Origin of the sequence: Actinoalloteichus spitiensis RMV-1378, from assembly GCF_000239155.1 — a bacterium.
GTDB lineage: Bacteria > Actinomycetota > Actinomycetes > Mycobacteriales > Pseudonocardiaceae > Actinoalloteichus_B > Actinoalloteichus_B spitiensis.
Genome location: NZ_AGVX02000046.1, coordinates 1 through 23901 on the forward strand (window position 1 = coordinate 1; position 23901 = coordinate 23901).

Below are 23901 nucleotides of genomic sequence, written 5' to 3' on the forward strand. Positions count from 1 at the left end.
GAGGAGCGCCCCCGCCGGATCGGACTGATCCGGCGGGGGCGCTCCACCGCTGGCGGGAGCCGAAGGGCTCAGTCGCCGTAGAAGACCTTCTTCCAGGCGTCCTTGCTGGTCAGGGTCGGCATCGCCTTCCGGTACTGCTTGCGGAGCTTCGGGAACTGCCGCAGCAGGGTGATGTTGTTCCGCACCGAGGTCCGCAGCGTCCGCCAGAAGTACTCGCGGTCCCGGCGGCGGAAGGTCACACCACGGCCGTCCGCGGTCGCCACCGTCGCGCTGTCCAGCCTGGCAAGCAGGAACCACTGGGCGTCCCGGCCGGCCAGGTTGAGCTCCGGACGGTCCCGGTGCTGCGGTTTGACCGGCAGCAGGTTCCGCAGCAGCACCTCGACCAGCGCCTTGCCGATGCTCAGCGGGTTGGTCGGCGGCCGCATGAAGCGTTCGGCGCGGACCTGGGACATCGACGGCAGCGGCAGGGTCCGCGCGGTGGGCAGCACCCGGCCGTCGTCGAACTGCGCCCGGCGCTCCCGCACCTTGCCCAGCGCGGTGGGCAGGGTGTCGAACAGCTCGTCGGGTCCGCGCAGGAAGTCCTCGATGGCCATCTGCTGGAGGGCGACGGCGGAGTACTCCATCCGCAGCAGGTAGCGCAGGGAGCGCTTCTGCATGTCCTTGATCATGGTCGTCGCACGCCGTTCCGGGTGGTACAGCGCGGCGGTGATCAGGCGGTTGCGGGTGTGGAAGTAGGCCTGCCAGTCGGTGAGGTCGTCCTTCTCACCCCAGGACATGTGCCAGACCGCGATCCCGGGCACGGTCGCGGTCGGGTAGCCGGCGTGACTGGCGCGCAGGCCGTACTCGGTGTCGTCCCACTTGATGAAGATGGGCAGGGGCAGGCCGATCTCCTCCGCCACCGAGCGGGGGATCATGCACATCCACCACGCGTTGTAGTCGACGTCGGTCCGCCGGTGGAAGACGGGGCTCTCCCGCAGGGACTTCTCGGCGAAGTCGTGGTCCTCGACGGAGCCCGGCGCCGGCCGCCACATGAACTTGGCGCGGTCCATGACCTCGCCCATCGAGTGGAGCCGGGACCGCGCCTGGAGGTTGAGCATCTGCCCGCCGACCAGCGTCGGGTGCTCGGTGAAGCGGGAGAACGCGATCGCACGGAGCACCGAGTCGGTCTCCAGCACGATGTCGTCGTCCATGAACAGGATCTGCTCGCAGTCGGTCGCGGTCAGGGCCTCGTACATGCCCCGCGCGAAGCCGCCGCTGCCGCCGAGGTTGCCCTGCTCGTACAGGCGCAGCTTGTCGCCGAGCGCGCGCTCCGCCTCGGGGAAGGCCTCCGCCTCGCGGACCTTGTCCTTGCCCTGGTCCGCGACGACGATGGCCGTCACCGCGTCCATCAGCAGCGGGTCCTCGGCGATGGTGCGCAGCGTGGCGACGCAGTCGTCACGGCGCATCGTGGTGATACCGATCGACACCGAGGCTCGGCTGGGCGCCGGCGTGGGCGAGAACCAACCGCCCTGGCTCAGCACGACCTCGTTCTGGTCGGTGGTGATGTCGAACCAGTACCAGCCGCCGTCCTCGAACGGACCGAGGTCGAAGGACTGGTTGACCTCGCCGCCGTCCCGGACGACGTCGCCCCACACGTGGATGCGGGTGCCGTTGGCGCGGGAGCGGTAGACGTCGATGCGGCAGCCGCCCTCGACGCGCAGGCGGAGTTCGACGGACTCCAGGGTGGTCCACCGACGCCAGTAGCTGGCCGGGAAGGCGTTGAAGTACGTGGCGAAGGAGACCTCGGACTGGGCCGGGATGGTGCCCGACGTCCTGGACAGCGACCTGGTGCGGTGCTGGTTCGTCTCGTCCTCGTCCATGTAGAGGGTCCGCACGTCCAGCGGATCACCCAGGCGCGGGAACAGGATGCGCTGGAGCAGGGCGCCGCGCTGGGGCGCGGGCTGCTCCAGGGTGCCCACCGCCGCCTGCTGGGTGGGTTCCACGGCTTTCTTGGCTGCTGTCTTGGGGGGCATTGGAGAGTCGGTCCTCCGTCGAGTGGCCGTTGGTCGTGTCTTCAGGTTCGCGTCCGGCGGTGGGGAGGGACTGCCGTGGCCACCCTGGCCGTGGCCCACCCCCGGCTGATCCGTCGGCGGCGGTGTTCGTCGTCACACTCCGGCGCGCTGCCCGGTCGGCAACGCGTCCGCCCCGAACGCTCCGACGGGCTGCCACCCCCGCCGGTCACTCCGGGCGACGGACTCCTCACTCGATGCAGTCCCTCGGCCCGACTGACACCTGGCGCTTGACAGAAATCTCACCCGAAACCGGGTTTCCACTGTCCGGCACCGTCAATTCATGGCTCTCAATATAGCTACCGCCGGGTACCGCGCTCGCTGTGGGCACACCCGACTGGGTGACAGCGCGCCGCGACGGTACCCGGCGGTGACTCGGGCCGCGCCCCATTCGCGGGGCCCGGCCCGGACGTTTCCCGTCAGTCCTCCATCGACCCGTCCAGGGAACGGCCGTCGGTGAAGAACGGGGCGATCTTGTTGTCGAACATGCTGAGGGCGGAACCGATCGCCATGTGCATGTCGAGGTATTTGTAGGTGCCGAGCCGGCCGCCGAACAGCACCTTGCGCTCCCTGGCCTCCCGCTTGGCCAATTCCCGGTACTTCTCCAGCTTGGCGCGGTCCTCGGCGGTGTTAATGGGGTAGTACGGCTCGTCGTCGTCCTCGGCGAAACGCGAGTACTCCTTCACGACGACCGTTTTGTCGGTCGGGTAGTCCCGTTCCGGGTGGAAGTGCCGGAATTCGTGGATCCGGGTGTAGGGCACCTCCTCCTCGGCGTAGTTCATCACCGAGGTGCCCTGGAAGTCGCCGACCGGGAGCACTTCCTGGGTGAAGTCGAGGGTCCGCCAGCTGAGGTGGCCCTCCGCGTAGTCGAAGTAGCGGTCCAGCGCTCCCGTGTAGACGACCGGAACGCCTTCCGGGAGCTGGTCCCGAACGTCGAAGAAGTCGACGTTCAGTTTGACGTCGATGTTCTCGTGCTCCGCCATCTTCTCCAGCCACGCGGTGTAGCCGTCGACCGGCAACCCCTCGTAGGTGTCGTTGAAGTAGCGGTTGTTGAAGTTGTAGCGGACCGGCAGACGGGTGACGGTCGCCCCGGGGAGCTCCTTGGGGTCGGTCTGCCACTGCTTCGCCGTGTAACCGCGGAAGAACGCTTCGTACAGGGGCCGGCCGACCAGGGAGATCGCCTTCTCCTCGAAGTTCCTGGCGTCCGCGGAGTCGATCTCCCCGGCCTGTTCGGCGACCAGCGCCCTGGCCTCGTCCGGCGTCATGTACTTGCCGAAGTACTCGCAGATCGTCGCCAGGTTGACCGGCATGGGGTAAACACGGTCCTGGTAGATCGTGAAGACCCGGTGTTGGTAGTCGGTGAAGTCGGTGAACTGGTTGACGTACTCCCAGACCCGCTTGTTCGAGGTGTGGAACAGGTGCGCTCCGTAGCGGTGCACCTCGATACCGGTTTCCGGTTCGGCCTCCGAATAGGCGTTTCCTCCGATATGCGGGCGCCGGTCCAGCACCAGCACTCGGCGGCCCAGCTGGCTGGCGGTCCGCTCGGCCACCGTGAGCCCGAAGAAACCGGAGCCAACAACGATCAGGTCATAACCCTCGAAGTCCACGGAAAACGAGGGTACCTGTCACGAGGCGCAACAATGAGGCGGGTGGAGGTTCGGGGTCAATTCAACACGGAGCTCACATGGTCGGCCACGCGCGTGGCGATCTCGAGCGCGCTCGTCGCCGCGGGCGAGGGGGCGTTGAGCACGTGCACCTGCCGGGGGACGAGCTCGATCAGGAAGTCGTCGACCAGCCGTCCGTCCGCCAGCACGGCCTGGGCCCGGACCCCGGCCGGGGCGCGGACGAGGTCCTCGGGTCCGATGTCGGGGACCAGCCGAGCCAGGTCCGCCGCGAACCGCGCTCGGGAGAGCGACCGGAGGGTCTCGGCGATCCCGGTCCGGACGTGCCGGCGGGCGAGGCCCCAGGTTCCCGGGAACCGGACCACCTCGGCCAGGTCTCGGGCGGAGGCGTCGCGCCACCGGTAGCCCTCCCGGCGCAGGGCCAGCACAGCGTTGGGTCCGGCGTGGACCGAACCGTCCAGCATCCGGGTCAGGTGCACGCCGAGGAAGGGCAACGCCGGGTCCGGGACCGGGTAGACCAGCCCGGTGACGAGGTGCCGCCGTTCGGGCCGCAGCTCGTAGTACTCCCCCCGGAAGGGCAGGATGCGGGCCCCCGGTCGGAGGCCGGCGAGGTCGGCGACCCGGTCGCTGTGCAGACCGGCGCAGTTCACCAGCGCGTCGGACCGCACCACGCCGTTTCCGGTGGCCACCTCCACCCGGCCTGGTCCACGGCGGATGGCCAGCGCCTCCGCCCCCAGCCGCAGGTCGGCGCCGTGCCGGGCGAGTTCCTCGACCATCGCCGCGCAGACGCCCGTGAAGTCGACGACACCGGTCGACTCCACCCGGAGGGCGGCGACACAACGCACGGCCGGCTCGTGCTCCCGCGCCTCGTCCGGCCCGATCGCCCGTGCCGGCACCCCGTTGGCCTCGGCCCGGCCGGCCAGCTCCCGCAGCCGGTCGGCCTCCGCCTCGTCGGTGGCGACGACGAGCTTGCCGCACACCGATACCGGAACGCCGTGCTCCCGGGCGTAGGCGGCCATCGAGGCGTTACCGGCCACGCACATCCTGGCCTTCTCGCTGCCCGGACGGTAGTAGAGACCCGCGTGCAGCACTCCGCTGTTGTGGCCGGTCTGGTGGCGCGCCCAGCCGTTCTCCTTCTCCAGGACGGTCACCTGGTGGCCTCGGGTGACCCGGAGTTCCCTGGCCACCGCGAGGCCGACCACCCCGCCGCCGATCACGGTCACGTGCGCCATCGCTCATCCCTCCACCCGGCCGGGCCGACATCCGGCCGCCCAGGGCCCCCGGCCGGGCGACCCCGTGGCGATCGTGCTGGTCACGGGCTTCCGCTTCCCAGGCCGACCGGCCGCACCCGACTTATACTCGCTTCGGTCGAGGAAAGCGGGGTGCCATGCCCGACAACATCGACGACATCGCGCTCGGTCAGCCGACGGTGGGCGAGCCGGAACTCGCGGCCATCGCCGAGGTCTTCCGGTCGGGCTGGCTGGCCGGCGCGGGACCCGCGTGCGCGCGGTTCGAGGAGCGGTTCGCCGCGGTGGCCGGGACCGCGCACGCGCTGGCCACCTCCAACTGCGGAGCCGCCCTCCACCTGGCCATGCTGGTGCTCGACGTGCGGCCCGGCGACGAGGTGGTGGTCGCGGACTACACGTTCCCTGCCACCGCGCACGCGGTCGCCCAGATGGGCGCCACCCCGGTGTTCGCCGACGTCCGGCCGGACACGCTGACCCTCGACGCGGCCGCCGCGCTGGCCGCCGTCACCCCGAGGACGGTGGGGATCGTCGCGGTGGACGTCGCTGGGCAGCCCGCCGACTACGACGCGCTCCGGGCGGTCGCCGACCGGCACGGTCTCTTCCTCGTCGAGGACGCCGCCTGCGCGGCCGGCGCCCGGTACCGGGGTCGGCCGGCCGGCTCCCTGGCCGACGTGGCCACCTTCAGCTTCCACGGCCGCAAGGGCATCACCGCCGGGGAGGGGGGCGCGCTCACCAGCGATCGGGGCGACCTCGTCGACCGGGCGAGGACGCTGCACACCTACGGGGTGGCGCCGGCCCTCACCCGGGAGGGGGCGGTGGGCCTGCCGATCCCCTCCTTCACCGAACTGGGGCACAACTACCGGCTGTCCGACGTCCAGGCGGCGATCATGGGAGTCCAGTTGGACCGGCTCCCGGCCCTGCTGGACGCGCGGCGCCGCGTCGCCGAGCGGTACCAGGAGCTGCTCAAGGACCTCGACGAGATCACCACGCCGGTGACCGGTGCCGACCGGGAACACCCGTGGCAGGCGTACCTGATCACGGTGGACCCGTCGGTGTCCCGCGACCGGCTCGCTTCCGCCCTGCGGTCGGCGGGCGTGCGGACGACGATCGGCACCTACGCCTGCCACCTCCAGCCCGTCTACGGGTCGGACCGGGAGTGCCCGGTGTCTGCGGACCTCTTCCGGCGCCAGCTCGCGCTCCCGATGCACGCGAACCTCACCGACGAGCAGGTGGAGCGGGTCGCCTCGGCGGTGCGCGAGGGACTCGCCGGACTCCGGTGAGGGGTGACGGGCCAGGAGCGGGGTCGCGGGTCGCCGGACCCGTGGGAGGACAGGGAGGCGAGGATGACGGCTGGCACGGTGTTCTTCACGGGGGGAGCGGGCTTCATCGGCATGCACGTGCTGCCCCTGCTGCTCGACCGGGGCTACCGGGTGCGGCTCTTCGACAACATGAGCCGGGGAGACCGCTCCCGGGTCGAGGAGCTGACCGCCACGGGACGGGTGGAGCTGGTCGAGAAGGACGTCCGGTACGGCGGGGCGGTGCGCGAGGCGATCCGGGGGTGCTCGCACGTCATCCACTTCGCCACGGTGTCGATCAACAAGTCGACGGCCGACCCGCACGAGAGCATCGACATCAACATGGTCGGCAACAACAACGTCTTCGCGGCGGCCGCCGACGAGGGGGTGCGACGGCTCGTGTTCGCCTCCACCGCCTCGGTGTACGGGGACCCGGACCGCCTCCCGATGCACGAGGACGACCCGCTGGACCCGCTGACGCCCTACTGCATCAGCAAACGCGCCGGGGAGGACCTGCTCCGCTTCTACGAGCGCCGGCAGGGCCTCTCCTGGAACGCGCTGCGCTTCTTCAACGTGTACGGCCCCGGCCAGCGCATCGAGGCCTACTACACCTCGGTGATCAACCACTTCCTCGACCGGCTGACGAACGGGCTCCCGCCCGTCATCGACGGGCGGGGCGAGCAGTCGATGGACTTCGTCCACGTCACGGACCTGGCGCGTGCGGTGGTCGCGGCGCTGGAGAGCGAGCGGTCCGGCCTACCGATCAACATCGGCACGGGCATCGACACCACGATCGCGCAGCTGGCGAAGATCCTCATCGACGCGGTCGGCGCGGAGGTGGAGCCCCGCTTCAACCCCAGGGACGTCCTGGTGTCCCGGCGGGCGGCCGACATCCGGCGGGCCAGGGAGGTTCTGGGCTGGGAGCCGAGGGTCTCCGTGCGGGAGGGGATGACCGCGCTGGTCGACGCCCGGCTGGGCCGCTGATGTTCCTCGACGACGAGCGCAGCCGGCGCCTGCGGCCAGGGATCCTCACGGACCTGGTGGGCCAGTACATGAACGACAGCGAGCGGGCCCGGCTGCTGGGCCTTCCCCCCACCACCCGGATCAGGGAACGGGCCAAGATCGTGAGCCCCGAGCGGCTCGTCCTGGGCGACCACTGCTGGATCGGTGAGGGCGCCGTCCTGGACGCGAGCGGCGGGCTGGAGATCGGCGAGCACACCAGCATCGGGCTGAACACGCTGGTCTTCACCCACTCCAGCTGGTTGGCGAACATGATGCTGGAGAACCACACCGGGTCCGACCTCATCGAACGCAAGCCGGTGCGGATCGGCCGGGGTTGCTTCATCGGGGGGCTCTGCTTCGTGATGCCCGGTGTGGTGATCGGGGACTTCGTCACGGTGCAACCGCTGTCCGTGGTGGCCAGGGACCTGCCGGACCGGAGCCTGGCCGCCGGGAACCCGGCTCGGGTGTTCCAGCGCTACGACGAGGAGCACATCCGGGCCGAGGCCGAGCGGGTCCGAGGCGCGGGCCGGGCGGGCCGGCCGGAGGAGTGAGACCGCCGGCAGGGGACGCCGCGGTGGCGGTGGGCGCCACCAGGATCCGGCGACGGCTGCCGGTGGGTCACAGGTAGAGGTCGCGGAAGATCCCGGGGGCCACGGCGATGACGGCGAAGCGGAGGGTCCGGCCGAGCACGGCGGGTGGGAGGAGCACCCGCAGCGGGAGCCGGATGGCGCCGGCCGCCGGGACCAGCACGGTGAAGGGCGGCAGGCCGACCGTGGCACTGCCGAGGACGACGGCGGCGCAGGTCCACGGCCGCTGGGCGGAGAGGGCCTCCAGCTGTCGGACCAACCCGGTGATCCTGGCGCCCAGGGCGGAACGGGGGTTGCGCAGCCAGGGCAGCGCCACGACGCCCCGCGCCGCCGCGTAGTGCACCAGCTTGCCGGCGAGCTGTCCGCAGGCGATTGAGAGCGCCAGCCCCCACCAGGGCAGTTCGGGACGGGTGAAGGCCATCCCGACCAAGTACAGCTCCACGCTGAAGATCGGAGCCAACGAACCGAGGAAGGACACCCCGGCCACCCAGACGAACCACGGAAGCTCCACCGAGCCACCGTAGTGGGCGCCGGGGTCCGGAGTCCTCACTGTGAGCGACTCCGGACCGGTCAACCGCTGGCCCGGTTCAGCCGCGGCTCAGCCGTTGAACGTCGCGGGGTCGAGGCCCAGGACCCTGGTCCCCGAGTCCAGCGGAGCGAGCGCCTCGATGTCCTCCGGGTCGAGGTGGAAGCCGAACAGGTCGAAGTTCTCCTCGATCCGGGACGGGGTGACCGACTTGGGGATGACCACGTTGCCGATGTCGAGGTGCCAGCGCAGGATGACCTGGGCCGGGGTCCTGCCGTGCTTCTCCGCGAGCCGGGTGACCACCGGGTCGGCGAGGACGTCTCCCTGGGCCAGTGGGCTCCAGGCCTCGGTGAGGATGCCGTGTTCGGCGTGGAAGGCCCGCAGTTCCGGCTGTTGGAGCTTGGGGTGCAGCTCGACCTGGTTGATCGAGGGGACGATGTCGGTCTCGTCGAACAGCCGCTTCAGGTGGTCGATGGTGAAGTTGGAGACGCCGATCGCGCGGACGCGACCCTCCTCGTAGAGCCGTTCGAACGCTTTCCAGGTCTCCACGTAGAGGTCCCGGCCGGGCAACGGCCAGTGGATGAGGTACAGGTCCAGGTAGTCGAGGCCGAGCTCGGTCATGCTCGCGTCGAAGGCACGCAGAGCCGAGTCGTAGCCCTGCTCCGCGTTGAGGAGCTTCGTGGTGACGAAGATCTCCTCCCTGGGCAGCCCTGACTCGGCGACGGCCTGTCCGACGCCGCTCTCGTTGCTGTAGGCCTTGGCGGTGTCAATGCTCCGGTACCCGGTGCGGAGCGCGGTCGCGACCGTGCGCCTCGCGTCCTCCGGCGGGACCTGGAACACCCCGAAGCCGAGCTGGGGGATCTCCACGCCGTTGTTCAGGGTGAGGTTGGGAACCTTGCTCATGGGCTGTTAGGCCTCCGGTCATCGTCTGTGCCGTCGGGGTATGGGTACCCGACCTCGGGGGTGACCGGGAGGCAACGTGCCACACCTCACCGGCCGGGCGCGGGACCAGCGTCACCGGATCGGGTGGGCCGCTCGCGCCGGCACCTGCGGGTATCACCGGGGTTTGGCCCGTGCGGGTGGTCTCGTGAAGTGGCCGGAGTCGGCCTCGTCTGCTACCCAGGCGAGGTATGTCGAGAGACCGGGAGCCGGCGGACCAGTACTCGGTGACCGCCGAGTTCTACGACCTGCTCCACCTCGCCGGCTACCGGGAGTGGGCGCGGACCTGGCTCGCCACGCCCGCGCGGCGGGCTCGCCTCGGCGTGCTGGAGGTGGGCGCGGGTACGGGTGCGATGACCGGGGTGCTGGCCGAGGAGTCGGAGGTCCCCGTGCACGCCGTGGAGCCGTCGCGAGCGATGAGGTCCGTGTTGATGGGGCGCCTCGCCACGGCGTCGGACCGGGTGCGGAGCCGGGTTCGGGTGCACCCCCGCCCGCTCGCGGCGGCCGGCCTCGCCGGCGTGGCTGATCTGGCGGTGTGCGTGAACCTGGCCGGCGGGTTGCCGCCCGACGAGCGGGAGGGCCGGCTCTGGCCGGCGGTGGCGCGGGCCCTCGTGCCGGGTGGGCTGTTGGTGGTGGACAGCCCCCGGCCCGAGTCCCCGGCCGCCGAGGAGTGGGCCCTCCCCTCGACACGGCTCGGCCCGGACGTCTACACCGGAACGGTGCGGTGCGTACCGGCGGGTCCGCCGGACGAGCGGGCGGGGCCGCACCACTGGACGTTCCGGTACCAGGTGCTCGGGGAGCGCGGGACGATCCGGGAGGAGTCAGAGACGTTCCCGACCTGGCCGTTGGGTCCCGAGGTGCTGGATCAGGAACTCCGGGTGGCGGGTTTCCTGCCCGTGGGGGCCGTGGACGGGTGGGAGCCGGAGGCGCCGGCGATGGCCTCGGAGGGGGCGGCCGCCTCCACCTGGCGCCCCGAGCTGTGGCGGCGTCGGTGACGGCACCTTCCCCACCGGCGGCGAGGAACGCGGGCCGCTCGACCGGACTCCGGTCACCGCACGGCGGCGCCCCGCAACACCTCGGCGACCACGCGGTGCGCCGGCAGGATGGCGGCGCGTTCGTCCGCGGCGTCCACCCGGCCCGCCATGAGGTCGAGGAAGCGGTCGAGCTGCGCGGCGAGGGGTTCACGTCCGCTGACCAGTTCGGGTACCTCGATGACGCTCTGCTGCCGGTAGCCGCGCCCGTCGGGGGTCGCGGCGTCCAGCGACACGTGCCGGTAGATGGTGACGTCCCGCCGGAGCAGGTCGGCCTCGATCAGCCGGTCCAGCTCCCGGATCACCAGGGTGCGCACCTTGCGTTGGCCGATCCTGCTGGCGGAGACGGCGGACAGCGCACCGTCGGCGAACCCGAGCAGCGCCTCGACGACGTCCTCCGCTCCCGGTTCGGAGCTGCCGTGGAAGCGTCCCGTCCTGCCCAGCACCGTGTGGGGGGCCGCGCCGCCGAAGGCGCGGATGACCAGGTCCACGTCGTGGACCAGGAGGTCCCAGCCGACCCCGGTCCGGATCCTCGGCGCGTAGGGCGAGTGCCGGGTGGCGCTGACGTGCACCGGGCTGTCGACGAGCGAGAGCGCGGTCATGGCGGTCGGGTTGTACCGCTCCAGCAGCCCGCACATCAGGGGGACGTCGCGCTGGGCGGCGAGGGCCACGACCTCCTCACTGCCGGCGAGGCTGTCGCACACGGGCTTCTCGACCAGCAGCGGAACGTCCTGCTCCAGGACCTGCCTGGCGAGCTTGTGGTGGGTCTCGGTCGCGGAGGCGATGACCACCCCGTCGACGTCGCCGAGCTCGCCCAGCTCGGGCAGCCACCTGGCGCCGCACTGGTCCGCGAGAGGGGTGCCGACCGCCTCCCTCGGGTCGACGACCACCACCAGGTCACAGCGTTCGGACTGGCTGAGCACGCGCGCGTGCAGCGTCCCCATCGCGCCTGCGCCGACCAGGGCGATCCGCGCTCTCGACCCCGCCGTCATCCTCCGAGCACCCCCCGGACCGCCGCGATGATCTCGTCGAGGTCGTCGGCGGTGAGTTTGGGGTGGACCGGGAGGGACAGCGCCCGCCGCGCCACCGAGCAGGCGACGGGGAAGTCCTCGGGTCTGACCCGGGGCACCCCGGGGTGGTCCCGGTAGCAGTCGTAGTCGAACACCAGCCGGGGGTAGTAGATGCCGGTGCCGACACCGGCCTCACCGAGCCTGGCGGCGAGTTCGTCGCGGTCCACCGCCGCGTCGTCGTCGAGCAGGACGGTGTACTGGTGCCACACGTGGGTGCGCCCGTCCACCACGGCGGGCAGCCGCAGCCCGGGGATTCCGGTGAGGCCCTTGGAGAGGGCCTCCGCGTTGCGTTGCCGGCTGTCGATGAGCTGGGCGAGCCGACCGAGCTGGGGCAGGCCCACCGCCGCGTGCACGTCGGTCATCCGGTAGTTGTGCCCGGCGACCTCGTACTGGTAACGCTGCCGCATCCCCTGGTTGCGCAGCACCCGGAGCCGTTGGGCGAGCTGGTCGTCCTCGGTGGTGATGACGCCGCCCTCGGCGGTGGTCACGTTCTTCGTCGCGTACAGCGAGAAGCAGCCGAGCCCGAAGGAGCCCACCGGCCGACCGTCGACCGTGGCCCCGAGTGCCTGGGCGGCGTCCTCGACCAACGCCAGTCCCCTCGACGCGGCGAGGCCGTCGAGCCGGTGGACGTCGGCCGGTTGGCCGTAGAGGTGCACGGGCATCAGGGCGGTGGTCCGGGGACCGACGGCGGCCGCCGCCGCGTCGGGGCTCAGGCAGTAGTCGGAGTCGCCGATGTCGGCGAACCGGGCGGTCGCGCCAGCCTCCAGGATCGCGTTGAGGGTGGCGACGAAGGTGAAGGGGGACGTGACGACCTCGTCGCCGGGCCGCAGACCGAGCACCTCCAGCGAGGCGACCAGGGCGGTCGTCCCGCTGTTGACCGCGATCGCGTGCGGAACGCCGGCGGCGTGTGCGAAGGACTCCTCGAAACGCTCGACCATCGGCCCCTGGGCGATCAGCCCGGACCGGAGAACGGAGCTGACCAGAGGCTCGGCGTCCTGGACGTCGATGGCGGTAATGGGGATCATGCGGCCGCCTTTCGGTTCCACAGATCATTTCCCGCATTGCGGTAGGGTGATCTTCCGACCAATTCCCGGTGCGCAGGGATCACCGTACTCGCCACCACGTCCCGGTCGCCCGCCAAACAGCGGTCGCACCACCCGGCAACACCGTGACGGAAAGGGTGTTCGTGACAAACAGAATTCATCCGAGCTCCGTTGTTTCCCCCGATGTCGAGTTCGGCGAGGACAACGTCATAGGCCCCTTCTGTGTGATAACCGGGCCTACCCGAATAGGTGATGGAAACTGGATAGGACCACACTCCGTCATCGGAACACCCGCCGAGTACCGGTCCGGCCCCCACCCGATCGGCTGGGACGGCGAGGTTGGTGGCGGCGGGGTGGTGATCGGTGACCGCACTGTCGTGCGGGAGTTCACCACGATCAACCAGGGCACCACCACACCAACCCGGGTGGGCGACGAGTGCTACCTCATGAGCGGCGTCCACCTCGGTCACGACAGCGTCGTCGGGAACCGGGTGACCCTCGCCTCGGCCGTCCAGGTCGCCGGGCACTGCGTGGTCTGGGACGAGGCCAACCTGGGCATGGGCGCCCTGCTGCACCAGCGGTCCGAGGTCGGGCCCGGAGCGATGGTGGGCATGGGCGCCGTCGTGCGGCGGACGGTCGCGGCCTTCACCATCGCAGTGGGCGATCCGGCCAGGACGACCGGGATCAACGAGGTCGGACTGCGCAGGCAGGGCTGCGGCGACACCGCCGTCGAGGCGCTCGCCCCCCTCCTCAGGGGGACCGGGCCCCTGCCCGCCGGCGGACTGCCCACCCGGCTCGCCGAGCTGCTCAGGAGCTGGGCGGACCGGGAGCAGCGGGACGCGGCAACCGACGAGGGGGCTTTGAGGACATGACGCTTGTCGAACGGCTTCGCGGTGTGTTCGTCCAGGCACTGGACCTGGGCCAGGACGTCGAGGTCGAGAAGTTGGAGTACCGGGGGGTCGACGCGTGGGACTCCGTGGGCCACATGACGCTCGTCGCGGCGGTCGAGGACGAGTTCGACGTCCAACTGGACACCGACCAGGTGATCGACATGAGCAGTTTCAAGGTCGCCGCCGACATGCTCAAGAACCTGGGCGTCCCCGAACACTGAGGCACCCCGGGGAATCACCGGACATCGAATTCGGCACGCCTCCCGGCGGAGGGAGATCGGCTTTTCCGGAACGCGGTGTCCGGCGCGCCTGGCACCGGGCGTCGGCCGCCGGAAAGGTCCGTCCGCGAATTCGACGGGCGGATTCCCGCAGCGCTCGTAGTCTGACGTCAGAGCGGTGCGGTCCTGACGGAATCGGGGAACGCCGAACACGCGGGCGTTCCGGGGCATGAGGGGCGGGAGGCAGCCGTGACCGAACTCAGGGACAGGGTCGCCGTGGTCACCGGCGGCACGCGCGGCATCGGCCTGGCCACCGCGACCGCGCTGGCCGAGGCGGGGGCGGTGGTGGTGCTCACGGGGCGTTCGGAGACCACGGCCAAGGAGAGGGCGGCGGAGGTCGCCGCCGCCACCGGCGCCCGGGTCGTCGGCATGGGCCTGGACGTCACCGACGGGCGTGCGACGGCCACGGCGGTCCGGGGCGCCACGCGGGAACTCGGCCGGCTCGACGTCGTGGTCGCGAACGCCGGTGTCCTCGCCGACGCCGTGCTCGGCATGATCGGCGAGGACCACGTCCGCTCGCTGCTCGACACGAACGTGGTCGGCACGCTGAACACGGTCCAGGCCGCCGCCCGGGTGATGACCCGGGCCCGTGCGGGGTCGATCGTGCTGCTCGGTTCGATCGTCGGTGAACGGGGCAGCGTGGGGCAGAGCGTGTACGCGGCGTCGAAGGCCGCGATCGGTGGCCTGACGCGCTCTGCGGCCAAGGAACTCGGCCGCCACGGCATCCGGGTCAACGCGGTCGCCCCCGGGGTCGTCGACACCGACCTCGTCCGTTCCCAGTCCGAGGAGACGCTGCGGCACGCGCGGGAGTCGAGCCCGTTCGGCCGGCTGGGCCGCCCGGAGGAGGTCGCCACCGTGATCCGCTTCCTGGCCGGCGACGGCTCCAGCTTCGTCACCGGCCAGGTCATCGGGGTCGACGGGGGTCTGGTGCTGTGACCGCGCTCCGGACCGACACCGTCCTCGCCGACCTGGTCCACCCGGGCAGCGCGCTCGTCGACGCCGCGACGGGCACCACGTGGTCGGGTGCGGACCTCGTGAGCAGGGCGGAACGTTTCGCCGACGGTCTCGTCAACCTGGGGCCCGGCCCCCTCTTCCTCCTCGCCGGCGTGGACACCGCCTCGATCGAGCGCTACCTGGGGGGGCTCGCGGCTCGCCGGCCGGTGGCCCTGCTGGATCCCGCCACCCCGCCCGCCACCCTCGTCGACCTCGTCGGCAGGTTCCAACCAGCCGCGGTGCTCGGCGCCTCCACCCGGCAACCGGCACCGGAGGGGTACCTCCCGACGGCCGACGGGTGGCGGCGGCTGACCAGCGGGGAGACCCCGCCGCCGCACCCCGATCTCACGCTGCTGCTGGGCACCAGCGGCTCCACCGGCAGCCCCAAGTTCGTCCGGCTCTCCGGTCGCGCCGTCCTCGCCAACGCCCGATCGGTGATCGAGTCGTTGGGGATCACCGCAGCCGAGATCGCCCCCACCTGCCTACCGCTCCACTACAGCTACGGCCTGTCGGTGCTCCACAGCCACCTCGCCGCCGGCGCCACCGTGGTCGTCACCGGCCACGGTGTCCTCGAGCGGCCGTTCTGGACCGCCGTCGACCGGTACGGGATCACCTCGCTGTCCGGTGTCCCCTACCACTACGAGATGCTGCGGCGGCTGCGGTTCGACCCGGCGTCCCACCCCAGCCTCCGCACCGTCACCCAGGCCGGGGGGCGGCTGCGCGACGAGCTCGTCACCTTCTTCCACCGCACGATGGCGGCGGTGGGCGGGCGGATGTTCGTCATGTACGGCCAGACGGAGGCCGCACCGAGAATGGCCTGCCTGCCCGCCGAGGAGCTGCCGGCGCGGGTCGGATCGGTGGGCCGACCGGTTCCGGGTGGCACCTTCACCATCCGCCCCCTCGCCGACCAGGAGACCGCCGGAGGAGCACCGGCGTCCGCCCGAGCCTGGGGAGCCACGGCCGGCGCGAAGGTCGAGGGCGAGGTCGTCTACCAGGGGCCCAACGTGATGATGGGCTACGCGGAGTCGGCCGCCGAACTGTCGTCGGGCGACGGGCTCGGCGGGGTGCTCGCGACCGGTGACCTCGGCTACCTCGACGAGGAGGGCTTCCTGTTCCTCACCGGACGGCTCTCCCGGATCGGCAAGGTCTTCGGCAACCGGGTCAACCTGGACGACGTCGAGCGGCTGCTCCGGGGCAGGACCGGGCACGTCGGCCCGGGAGCGGCGGTCGCCGACGGTGACCGCGTCGTCGTCTTCCTCGAAGGGGGGACCTCCGAGGCGTGCCGGTCCGTGGCCAGAACGCTGGCCGCCGAACTGCGCCTGCACGCCTCCGGGTTCGACGTCCGGCCCGTGGACCGGCTCCCCCTCCTGCCCAGCGGCAAGACCGACTACCGCACCCTGGAGGCCGGCACGTGACCACCGCCGCCGAGCGACCGGACGCCGGGACCGGGCCGGATGGCCCGGGGAAGGGCTCCGCCACCGCCCCCAGCTCATCCTCCCGCCAGGAGGGCGCCGACGTCTTCGGGCTCGACCAGCCGGCGCGCGAGGCCGCGCTCCTCCCCGAACTGGCCGACCTCACCGAGCGGCACCGCGACGGCTGCCCGGAGTACGACCGCATCCTCACCGCACTCGGTGTTCCCCGTCCCGCCGCCGCCTCGGCCATCTCCGACCTGCCGTGGCTCCCGGTCCGGCTGTTCAAGGAACACGAGCTGCGCAGCGTGCCGGCCGAGGAGGTCTTCCGGGTGTTGACCTCCTCGGGGACCACCGGGGCCGCCGTCTCCCGCATCCACCTGGACCGGGAGAGCGCGGCGGCACAGACCCGGCAGCTGTCGCGGACCCTGCGCGCGGTGCTGGGCTCCCGCCGGATGCCCATGCTGCTGGTGGACAGCGCGGCGACGGTGCGGGGCAGGACCTCCTTCTCCGCCCGGGGCGCCGGAGTCCTGGGCATGGCGAACTTCGGACGCGACCACGTGTACGTGTTGGACGAGGACGACCGGCCCGATCCCGCCGCGGTCGCCGAGTTCCTCCGCCGGCACGGTGACGCTCCGTTCCTGGTGTTCGGCTTCACGTTCATGGTCTGGCGGTACCTCTACGAGATCGCCAGGGACCACCGCTTCGACCTGTCCAACGGCGTGCTCGTGCACTCGGGCGGCTGGAAGAGGTTGGCGGACCGGGCGGTCGACAACGCCGAGTTCCGGCGGCGCTTCGCCGAGGACACCGGGCTGCGGCGCATCCACAACTACTACGGCATGGTCGAACAGATCGGCACGGTCTTCCTCGAGGGACCGTCCGGGGGGTCGCTGTACTGCCCCGACTTCGCCGACGTGGTCGTCAGGGAACCCGGCACCTGGCGGGAACAGCCGGTCGGCCGGCCCGGGGTCATCGAGGTGGTCAGCACCCTCCCCCGTTCCTACCCCGGCCACGTGCTGCTCACCGAGGACGTCGGTGTCGTCCACGGCGTCGACGACGGCGACTGGCCCGGCAAACGCTTCTCCGTCACCGGGCGCCTGCCCCGGGCGGAGGCGAGGGGCTGCGGGGACACGTTCTCCGGGCCGAGGAACACCGGCCCCGCGGGAGGCCGTCGATGAAGGTCACCTCGCGGTTCCCCGCCGGGCCGCCCCTCCCCGTGCCGGACCTGCTTGGCGAGCTGGCGGCCGGTGCCGCCCGCTGCGATCTCCGGGTGGGGGACGAGCGGATCGTCCGGTTCCTGACCGACCTCGCCGCCAGGCTGCTCGCCCCGGCCCAGGCCCGTCGTCACCCGGAACTCGCCGCCCTCGGGTTCTTCCTCCGCCGGGGGGAGCTCACCAGGACCCTGGACGCGCTGCGGGATGCGCCCACCACCGACACCGGCAGCGCGCTCCGGTTCCCCCGAGGCCTGGTCCTGCACGTACCCCCGGCCAACGTCGACACCATCTTCGTGTACTCCTGGGCGCTGTCCGCCCTGGCGGGCAACACCAACGTGGTCAGGTTGTCGGAACGGTCGGGCGCGGCGGCCTCGGCCGTCGTCACCGCCATGCACGAGGCCCTGCGCGAGGCTCCCCCCGAGGTGGCCGCGACCGTGGCCGCGACCCAGCGCCTCATCGGCTACGCGCGGGACGACTCCGTCACGGCGGCGCTCTCCTCGGAGTGCGACCTCAGGGTCGTCTGGGGCGGTGACGCGTCCGTCACCGCCCTGCGGACCTTCCCGCTCGCGCCGGCCTCCCGGGACCTCACCTTCCCCAACCGGTCGTCCTTCGCCGTGATCTCGGCGGCGTCGTGGCGGCGCACCGACGAGACCACGCGGCGCGCCGTGCTGGGCGGCTTCTACAACGACGCCTTCTGGTTCGACCAGGCGGCCTGTTCCTCGCCGCGCGCCGTGTTCTGGGTGGGCTCGGAGGCGGAGGGCGAGGAGGCGGCCCGGGACTTCACCCGTTTGCTGCTCGACGTCGTCCGGGAGAAGGGGTTCCAGCCAGAGCCGGCGATGGCGGTGCAGCAGCGGGTCGGTGCCTACGGCCTCGCGGCGACCGGGGCGGCGAGGTCCGTCAGCTTCGAAGGGGGCGCGCTCGCGACGCTGGAACTCGCCGCCGACGCGGAGATCCCCCGCGACTGGCTGGGTGTCGCGACCTTCCCCCACCGCGTCGTGGGGTCCCTCGCCGAGCTGGCGGCGCTGGTACGTCGTGAGGACCAGACCCTGACCCACTTCGGGTTCGACCGGGCCGAACTGCTCGCCCTGGCCGAACGTCTGGGCGGTCGGGGCATCGACCGGATCGTCCCGGTCGGGTCGGCGTTGAGCTTCGCCCCGGTGTGGGACGGGTACGACCTGCTCCGCGAGTTCACCCGGCTGACGACGGTGACCGGGTAGGCGCCGCCGATGTGGTTCCGCGCGAGGGACCGGCCCCCGGGGCCGGTGGGTGGTGCTGGGGGCGCCGGCGGGCCGGCGGAGCCCGGGGTCGTGCCGGGCGCCGGACCCGTCGGCGCTGGACGGCCGGTCGAGGTCACCGGGCCGCGAGCCCCGCGCACGAGCCCCCCGGGGGAGGACTCCGAGGTCCACGACGTACCCGGCCGGCCGCGCCGGGCTCGGCTGGTCGTCTGGGCGCAGCGGGGGCTGCTGGTCCTGGTGCTCGCCGCGACGGCCTGGGCGGTGGTGGGCCGGTGGTCCGAGGTGTCGGCGGCGCTGGTCGAGATCCCCTGGTACGTCACGGCGTTGAGTTCGGCGGCGACGGTGGTCGGCATCCTGGTCGGCACCCTGGCCTGGCAGGCGGTCGTGGACGACCTCGGGCCGCCGGTGGGCCTGGTGCGCGGGGCGCAGATCAACCTCGTTGGCCAGCTCGGCAAGTACGTGCCCGGGACCGTCTGGGCGTACCTGCTCCAGATGGAACTCGGCAGGCGCGCCGGCCTGCCCCGGGCGCGGATCTTCAGCGGCTCCCTCATCCACCTCGGCGTCTCGATGGTGGCGTCGCTGCTGTTGGGGGTGCTGGCCGCCCCGGTGCTGCTCGCGGACACGCCCAGCGCGGCCTGGCTCTACCTGCTCCTGCCCGTCGGCCTGGTGGCGTTGCACCCGGCGGTGCTGACCAGGGCGGCGGCCCTGGTGTTCCGTGTTCTCCGCCGCCCCCCACCGGCGGAGCGGCTGCGGTGGGGAACGGTCGGCCGCGTCCTCGGGCTGTCGCTGACCGCCTACGGCTTGTTCGGGGTGCACCTCTGGCTGCTGGCCTCCGCGAGCGGGGCCGTCTCGGGCTGGGACGTCCTGGTGTGCGTGGGCGCGATGGCCATCGGCATGAACGCGGGCATCCTGGTCTTCTTCCTGCCCTCCGGCGCGGTGGTCCGGGACGCGATCCTGCTCGCCGCGCTGTTGGCCGCCGGCCTGACCGAGGCCCAGGCCATCGCGTTCACCCTCGCGTCCCGGCTGATGTTCGTCCTCGCGGACGTGCTCACGGCGGGCGGGGCGGCGCTGACCGCGCGCCTCGCGCTGCGCCGGGCCGGGGACGACTGACCCCTGCCCGAGGGCCCCTGGTGGTGCGGCTGGCCGGCTCGCGGACCGCGTCGTCCCGGGGGTCCACCGGGGCCGCCCGGGGGCACGCTCCGCTGCCGCGCGGACGGTGTCCACGGCGCGGCCTCGGCCCGGCGCGGCCCGCCTCCGGGTGGACAGTGGCTCCTCGTCGACGCGGGGGACCCCACGCCTCCGACGGTGGACGTTCGCGGGTGAACGGTCACGACGACCCGCCGGGGTCAGGAAGCACGGTTGGGGGGCGGCGTCCGGGCCATTGCCGCGCGTCCTGCTCGATCGTGTCCTCACCGGTCACGACGACGCCGGTCCGGCCGAGCGGTGCGGCGGGCCGTGAGCGTCGCGCGCCCCGGGCCGGCTCCGGTCCCCCGTCCCGGGGGTGCTGCCCCGGACGCGTCGTTGACGTGGACGCCCCGGTCGCCGCCCGGGTGGCCACGTTCACCAGCTACCGGCGGGCTCCGGGGGATCGGGGTCGGGATCAGGTCGCGGCCGCCCTGCCTGGTCGTCCTCCCAGGCGCCGGGTTCGGTCGGCTCCTCGGGGCGGGCGAGCGGGGTGCCCAGGGACGTGGTGGCCGGTGCGCCCGGTGGCCCTCCGACGTCCCGGACCTCGTCGACCACGAACACCGGCCGGCCGCGACCGTCGTCGCCGGCACGCCACAGGTACTCGCCGAGCAGGCCGAGGAACGCGAGCTGACCGCCGCCGATGACGCACATCACCGCGATCACCAGTGGCCAGCCCACGGGGAGCTCGGTGAGTGGCGCGGCGAGGACGACGGCGGCCCCGAGCAGCACGCCCACGGCTCCGAGCACCGCTCCCACCACCATCGCCGCGCGCATGGGCACGTAGGAGAAGGCGACGAAGGAGTCCAGGGCGAGTTTGATCTTCCGGCTGGTGGTCCACTTGCTGGTGCCCGCCGGTCGGGGCCGCTGGTCGAAGGTGATGGTGGTCTGCGCGAAACCCACCCAGGCCACCAGGCCCATGATGTTGCGGTTCCGCTCCGGCATGCGTGCCAGCACGTCCAACACGGCGCGGGTCACCAGGACCTGGGAAGGCCCCTCCTCGGGGATGTTGGGGATCTGCCCCAGCCGGCGGAGCAGCCGGGAGAACACCAGGGCGAACAGGTTCGCCGGACCACGCCGGACCGAACGGACCCGCCGCACCCCCCACACGACGTCGTGCCCCGACCTCCACCCCGCGAGGAAGTCCGCGACGGCGCTGAGCGGTTCCTGGAGGTCCGCGCTGAGCGTGATCGCCGCGTCCCCCCGGCACAGCTGGAAGCCTGCGGTCACCGCCGCGTGGGAACCGAAGTTGCGGGACAGGACGGCCACCCTGGCGGTGTCGCCGGGCTCGAGCTGGTCGACCACCGCCTGGGCGGTTCCGTCCTCGGAGCCGTCGTCGACGACCACCAGTTCGAAGTCGAGGTCGGGGAAGGAGTTCCTGACCTGGCGGTAGAAGGCGACGAGCCCGGGCGCGTTGGCCGCCTCGTCGCAGGCCGGCACCACCAGCGAGACCAGTCGCCGGCCGGTCACGCGTTCCACCTCCCCCGTGGGGAACCGTTCTCGCATCGGATGCACCACCCCTCCACTCGGTCACGGCTGTCCGCTGTCGTGGTGGCCCCCCTCTCGTCCGTGGTCCGCGACCGCCGATGTCGGTCCGGTCGTCCTCGTTGGGGCCCGCTGGAGCACCGACGGGTCGCTCGAACGGCGCCGGCGGCGGTGCGCCGTCGTCACCAGGACGAGACCGGCGGTCAGTACCAGGCCGGCGGCCAGCAGGCCCATGCCGAGCCCCAGCCCGGGGGCGTTCCAACGCAGCTCCAGGGATCCGCTGTCCACGCCGGCGGGCAGTTCGACCTGGAGGAGCCCGTCCGGCCCGGTCCTCGTGGGAACGGGTACGCCGTCGACGCTGGCCGAGTAGCCAGGCCACGCCAGCCGGGCGAAGGTGAGCCGCGCGGGCCCGGCCGGGTCGGCGCGGGTGAAGTCGACCCGCTCCCCGGTCCGCCCCACCACCTCGTCCCGCGTGACCTCGACCCCGGCCGGCACGTGCGACACCCGCCCGTCCGGGTGGGGCAGCGGTTCCGTCCGCCGCCACACGGTGACGAAGTCGGTGACCTCCTGGCGTTCCCAGCCCGGCGGGGGAGTCTCCGCCCGCACGTCGACGAGGGCGTGCTGGGCGACGACCGTCTCCGCGCGGAGCAGGTCGGCGAGCGGGGCGGGTCCCCCCAGCGGCCGGCGCCAGAACCGTTCCCACGCCTCCGGGCAGGTGACACCGCCGTAGAAGTTCACGCACTGCGCGCCGTCCAGGGCGGAGAACCCGATTCCGCTGTAGGCGGTGGGGCTTTCCACCTCCGGGATGGTGTACAGCGACCCGAAGAGGACGTCCCGGTAGATCCCGTGCGGTTCGAGCGTGGCGGGATCAGCCCTGGCGAGGTCGGCGAACTGCACGGTCATCCCCTGGTAACGGTCCGCGAACCGGTCGCGCAACTCGTCGGCGTGCAGGGGGAACTGGTAGCCGGCGGTGTTGGCGTTGGACGGGAACCAGGTCAGCTGGAGGGCGAGCACGCCGACGGTGCCGGTCGCGAGGAGGACGAACCCGACCGCCCGGCTGGCCCACCCGGCGAGCAGGGGTACCAGCAGGACCAGGACCGCGGCCGCGCCGAGGAACTGCCGTGGCAGCGTGTCCGGGACCGACGCCCAGCCGAGGTAGCCGGCGAACACGACGAGGGAGACCGAGAGGGCGGACCGCGCCACCAGTCGGGTGCGGTGGAAGCCGGCGCTGGCGACGACCGCCCAGGTCAGCGCGACCGCGAGCAGGAAGAAGGGAATCAGCCGGGCCGGCCAGCGGAACATCCAGAGGTTGGACGGACCGAGCATCAGCACCAGGGACGCGGCCCCGAAGACGGCGAGGCCCGCCAGGGGCCGCCACCGGTCCCGGAGCACCTCCCACCGCAGCCAGGGCAGCGTGGGGAGCAGGAACCAGCCGAGGTAGAGCCCGGGGAACTCCATCACCGGCAGGCCGAAGGTCGTGACGAAGGGTTGGAACGCGGGGTTGCTCAGGCCGAACAGGTCGGTGAGCGTGGGCACCAGGAAACCGTCGTTGAAGGTGGGGCTGTCCTGCCGGTACCCGACCACCGAGGTGCCAACCAGGGGGATGAACACGAAGGCCGTCACCAACGCGGTGGCCACGCCCGCCGCCGCGACCCCGGCCACCCGCCAGCGCTGCCCGGAGCACACGCCCTCGACCATGACGGCGAGGACCACCAGCGCGGTGGCCAGCAGGCCGTACGGGCTGCCGATGGAGGAGCACAGGTAACCGGCGAGCACGACCCAGAACAGCGAGCCACCCCGGTGGACGGCCCGCCGCGCCGCCCACCACACGTAGGGCACGAGCGCGGTGGTCATCTGCGCGTTGATCCACGCCGTGCCGTCCATGAACAGGTTGTAGCCGGCGAGCGGGAAGGCGAGGCCCACCAGCGCCGCAGCCCACGGCCGGGCCCCGTAGTCGCGGGCCACCAGGTAGGTGCCGAACGCCATGAGCACCATGAACCCGGCCTTGACCAGCGAGATCGCCAGGGCCAGGTTGGTGAGCTGGTGGGTGGCGAGGTTCGCGGCCAGCACCAGGGGGTTCCACATGCCGGTGGCTGCCTCGCCCACCAGGTTCCCGCCACGCCACATGTCGAGTTCCAGGAGCGGTAACCTGCCGGCGAGGACCGCCTCGGCCACCCGGTGCCAGATCCCCACGGCCGCCGCGGCGGTGTCGTCCCAGTAGTAGAAGATGCGGTTGCCCACCAGGGGCAGTCCTGCGGCGATGCCGGTCAGCACCACCATGACCGCCGGGGCCAACACCCGCTCCCCCGGCCACGCCGGCGCGGTCGGACCAGCCTGGGCGGTGGGCGCCGGTTCGTCCGGCGCGTGTTCCCGCCGGGCGGCGGCCTCGGTCACCTCCATGATGGCGGGCTCACCGGGCGTCCCGGCGGGAACGGTGTCGTTGGCACACGGGTCCTCCCTGGATCGGTCGAACCACATGATTGCCCGGCTGTCGGCGGGGCGCCTGCGGGAGGACGTCACAGGTCGTCCACGTCACCGCAGGTCAGAGGCAGGACTGTCCGCGTCGGCGCGGCGGGGAATGCCGCGTGTGGGCTACGGGACGACGGGTGGCGACGAGGCGGTGGCGCGGGAGCAGCGCCCCCGGGCCGGCCACGGCGGCGCCCCACCCCCGGGTCTCCCACCGGTCGCCGGGTGCGTCCGGACGCGCCGCCGGGACGAGCGGGCGCAGGTCCTCACACCCCACCGACTTCCGGACCGGGTGGCGGGGCACCGGGCGGAACGGGCCGGCGGGGCCTGCTCGAGGCG

General features: G+C 72.3%; 21 protein-coding genes. 12 read left to right on the forward strand and 9 right to left on the reverse strand.

Annotated features, from left to right (window positions below; translation table 11 throughout):
- Positions 1–68: 68 nt before the first annotated feature.
- From ACTIDRAF_RS0202455 to lhgO, 3 genes are all read right to left on the reverse strand, one after another.
- A complete protein-coding gene (locus ACTIDRAF_RS0202455) occupies positions 69–2012 on the reverse strand; it encodes a glycosyltransferase (protein WP_016697132.1) in 1944 nt (647 codons plus the stop codon).
- A gap of 455 nt (positions 2013–2467) precedes the next feature.
- Complete coding sequence (gene glf, locus ACTIDRAF_RS0202460) at positions 2468–3655, reverse strand: UDP-galactopyranose mutase (RefSeq protein WP_016697133.1); 1188 nt, start codon at positions 3653–3655, stop codon at positions 2468–2470.
- 56 nt (positions 3656–3711) lie between these two features.
- Positions 3712–4902 (reverse strand): L-2-hydroxyglutarate oxidase, encoded by a 1191-nt coding sequence (lhgO, locus tag ACTIDRAF_RS0202465; RefSeq protein ID WP_016697134.1) that lies wholly within the window; start codon positions 4900–4902, stop codon positions 3712–3714.
- Between the two features lie 155 nt (positions 4903–5057).
- Between lhgO and ACTIDRAF_RS0202470 the strand changes: the two genes are divergently transcribed.
- The 3 genes from ACTIDRAF_RS0202470 (at position 5058) to ACTIDRAF_RS0202480 (ending at position 7765) form a co-directional block, all read left to right on the forward strand.
- The gene (locus tag ACTIDRAF_RS0202470) at positions 5058–6197 is read left to right on the forward strand and encodes a DegT/DnrJ/EryC1/StrS family aminotransferase (protein WP_016697135.1); all 1140 of its coding nucleotides are present in this window, start codon (positions 5058–5060) and stop codon (positions 6195–6197) included.
- Positions 6198–6260: 63 nt separating this feature from the next.
- Positions 6261–7196, forward strand: a complete 936-nt coding sequence (locus ACTIDRAF_RS0202475; RefSeq protein ID WP_016697136.1) for an NAD-dependent epimerase/dehydratase family protein — start codon at positions 6261–6263, stop codon at positions 7194–7196.
- Positions 7196–7765 carry an acyltransferase gene (locus tag ACTIDRAF_RS0202480; RefSeq protein WP_016697137.1) on the forward strand — a complete coding sequence of 190 codons (570 nt, stop codon included), beginning with the start codon at positions 7196–7198 and terminating at the stop codon, positions 7763–7765. Before ACTIDRAF_RS0202475 ends, ACTIDRAF_RS0202480 begins: the two co-directional genes overlap by 1 nt.
- Before the next feature lie 67 nt (positions 7766–7832).
- On the opposite strand, the gene ACTIDRAF_RS0202485 is transcribed toward ACTIDRAF_RS0202480, so the two are convergent.
- Positions 7833–8312: a hypothetical protein gene (locus tag ACTIDRAF_RS0202485; RefSeq protein ID WP_026065700.1), complete on the reverse strand. Its 480-nt coding sequence runs from the start codon at positions 8310–8312 to the stop codon at positions 7833–7835.
- 87 nt (positions 8313–8399) lie between these two features.
- The gene (locus ACTIDRAF_RS0202490; RefSeq protein WP_016697139.1) at positions 8400–9230 is read right to left on the reverse strand and encodes an aldo/keto reductase; all 831 of its coding nucleotides are present in this window, start codon (positions 9228–9230) and stop codon (positions 8400–8402) included.
- 227 nt (positions 9231–9457) lie between these two features.
- Here ACTIDRAF_RS0202490 and ACTIDRAF_RS26870 point away from each other — a divergent pair, with 227 nt between their 5' ends.
- Entirely contained in the window at positions 9458–10261 is an 804-nt protein-coding gene (locus ACTIDRAF_RS26870) for a methyltransferase (RefSeq protein WP_016697140.1), read from the forward strand.
- Between the two features lie 53 nt (positions 10262–10314).
- On the opposite strand, the gene ACTIDRAF_RS0202500 is transcribed toward ACTIDRAF_RS26870, so the two are convergent.
- Both ACTIDRAF_RS0202500 and ACTIDRAF_RS0202505 read right to left on the reverse strand, forming a co-directional pair.
- Complete coding sequence (locus tag ACTIDRAF_RS0202500; protein ID WP_016697141.1) at positions 10315–11289, reverse strand: Gfo/Idh/MocA family protein; 975 nt, start codon at positions 11287–11289, stop codon at positions 10315–10317.
- The gene (locus tag ACTIDRAF_RS0202505) at positions 11286–12392 is read right to left on the reverse strand and encodes a DegT/DnrJ/EryC1/StrS family aminotransferase (protein WP_016697142.1); all 1107 of its coding nucleotides are present in this window, start codon (positions 12390–12392) and stop codon (positions 11286–11288) included. The genes ACTIDRAF_RS0202500 and ACTIDRAF_RS0202505 overlap by 4 nt, the downstream gene beginning before the upstream one ends.
- A 371-nt stretch (positions 12393–12763) precedes the next feature.
- Here ACTIDRAF_RS0202505 and ACTIDRAF_RS26875 point away from each other — a divergent pair, with 371 nt between their 5' ends.
- From ACTIDRAF_RS26875 to ACTIDRAF_RS0202540, 7 genes are all read left to right on the forward strand, one after another.
- Positions 12764–13282 (forward strand): hypothetical protein, encoded by a 519-nt coding sequence (locus ACTIDRAF_RS26875; RefSeq protein ID WP_016697143.1) that lies wholly within the window; start codon positions 12764–12766, stop codon positions 13280–13282.
- A complete protein-coding gene (locus tag ACTIDRAF_RS0202515; protein WP_026065704.1) occupies positions 13279–13521 on the forward strand; it encodes an acyl carrier protein in 243 nt (80 codons plus the stop codon). Before ACTIDRAF_RS26875 ends, ACTIDRAF_RS0202515 begins: the two co-directional genes overlap by 4 nt.
- A 246-nt stretch (positions 13522–13767) precedes the next feature.
- The gene (locus tag ACTIDRAF_RS0202520) at positions 13768–14514 is read left to right on the forward strand and encodes an SDR family NAD(P)-dependent oxidoreductase (protein WP_016697145.1); all 747 of its coding nucleotides are present in this window, start codon (positions 13768–13770) and stop codon (positions 14512–14514) included.
- Complete coding sequence (locus ACTIDRAF_RS0202525; protein WP_016697146.1) at positions 14511–15986, forward strand: AMP-binding protein; 1476 nt, start codon at positions 14511–14513, stop codon at positions 15984–15986. Before ACTIDRAF_RS0202520 ends, ACTIDRAF_RS0202525 begins: the two co-directional genes overlap by 4 nt.
- 149 nt (positions 15987–16135) lie before the next feature.
- Entirely contained in the window at positions 16136–17158 is a 1023-nt protein-coding gene (locus ACTIDRAF_RS0202530; protein ID WP_052168674.1) for a LuxE/PaaK family acyltransferase, read from the forward strand.
- Positions 17155–18411, forward strand: a complete 1257-nt coding sequence (locus tag ACTIDRAF_RS0202535; RefSeq protein ID WP_016697148.1) for an acyl-CoA reductase — start codon at positions 17155–17157, stop codon at positions 18409–18411. The genes ACTIDRAF_RS0202530 and ACTIDRAF_RS0202535 overlap by 4 nt, the downstream gene beginning before the upstream one ends.
- Positions 18412–18501: 90 nt before the next feature.
- Entirely contained in the window at positions 18502–19539 is a 1038-nt protein-coding gene (locus ACTIDRAF_RS0202540; RefSeq protein WP_245533421.1) for a lysylphosphatidylglycerol synthase domain-containing protein, read from the forward strand.
- A 450-nt stretch (positions 19540–19989) separates the two neighbouring features.
- Here ACTIDRAF_RS0202540 and ACTIDRAF_RS0202545 read toward each other — a convergent pair whose 3' ends face one another.
- Together ACTIDRAF_RS0202545 and ACTIDRAF_RS26880 are read right to left on the reverse strand one after the other, a co-directional pair.
- Positions 19990–21117, reverse strand: a complete 1128-nt coding sequence (locus tag ACTIDRAF_RS0202545; RefSeq protein ID WP_016697150.1) for a glycosyltransferase — start codon at positions 21115–21117, stop codon at positions 19990–19992.
- 24 nt (positions 21118–21141) lie between these two features.
- Complete coding sequence (locus tag ACTIDRAF_RS26880; protein ID WP_016697151.1) at positions 21142–23574, reverse strand: glycosyltransferase family protein; 2433 nt, start codon at positions 23572–23574, stop codon at positions 21142–21144.
- Positions 23575–23683: 109 nt separating this feature from the next.
- Between ACTIDRAF_RS26880 and ACTIDRAF_RS34355 the strand changes: the two genes are divergently transcribed.
- The coding region (locus ACTIDRAF_RS34355) for a hypothetical protein (protein ID WP_026065703.1) at positions 23684–23901 on the forward strand (218 nt) is incomplete at its 3' end.

Bases quoted from the DNA above. Each gene is read 5' to 3' on its own strand.
- ACTIDRAF_RS0202455 (WP_016697132.1), bottom strand. From the start codon at position 2,012: ATGCCCCCCAAGACAGCAGCCAAGAAAGCCGTGGAACCCACCCAGCAG.
- lhgO (WP_016697134.1), bottom strand. From the start codon at position 4,902: ATGGCGCACGTGACCGTGATCGGCGGCGGGGTGGTCGGCCTCGCGGTG.
- ACTIDRAF_RS0202470 (WP_016697135.1), top strand. From the start codon at position 5,058: ATGCCCGACAACATCGACGACATCGCGCTCGGTCAGCCGACGGTGGGC.
- ACTIDRAF_RS0202475 (WP_016697136.1), top strand. From the start codon at position 6,261: ATGACGGCTGGCACGGTGTTCTTCACGGGGGGAGCGGGCTTCATCGGC.
- ACTIDRAF_RS0202480 (WP_016697137.1), top strand. From the start codon at position 7,196: ATGTTCCTCGACGACGAGCGCAGCCGGCGCCTGCGGCCAGGGATCCTC.
- ACTIDRAF_RS0202490 (WP_016697139.1), bottom strand. From the start codon at position 9,230: ATGAGCAAGGTTCCCAACCTCACCCTGAACAACGGCGTGGAGATCCCC.
- ACTIDRAF_RS26870 (WP_016697140.1), top strand. From the start codon at position 9,458: ATGTCGAGAGACCGGGAGCCGGCGGACCAGTACTCGGTGACCGCCGAG.
- ACTIDRAF_RS0202500 (WP_016697141.1), bottom strand. From the start codon at position 11,289: ATGACGGCGGGGTCGAGAGCGCGGATCGCCCTGGTCGGCGCAGGCGCG.
- ACTIDRAF_RS0202505 (WP_016697142.1), bottom strand. From the start codon at position 12,392: ATGATCCCCATTACCGCCATCGACGTCCAGGACGCCGAGCCTCTGGTC.
- ACTIDRAF_RS0202515 (WP_026065704.1), top strand. From the start codon at position 13,279: ATGACGCTTGTCGAACGGCTTCGCGGTGTGTTCGTCCAGGCACTGGAC.
- ACTIDRAF_RS0202535 (WP_016697148.1), top strand. From the start codon at position 17,155: ATGAAGGTCACCTCGCGGTTCCCCGCCGGGCCGCCCCTCCCCGTGCCG.
- ACTIDRAF_RS0202545 (WP_016697150.1), bottom strand. From the start codon at position 21,117: ATGCGAGAACGGTTCCCCACGGGGGAGGTGGAACGCGTGACCGGCCGG.
- ACTIDRAF_RS26880 (WP_016697151.1), bottom strand. From the start codon at position 23,574: ATGTGGTTCGACCGATCCAGGGAGGACCCGTGTGCCAACGACACCGTT.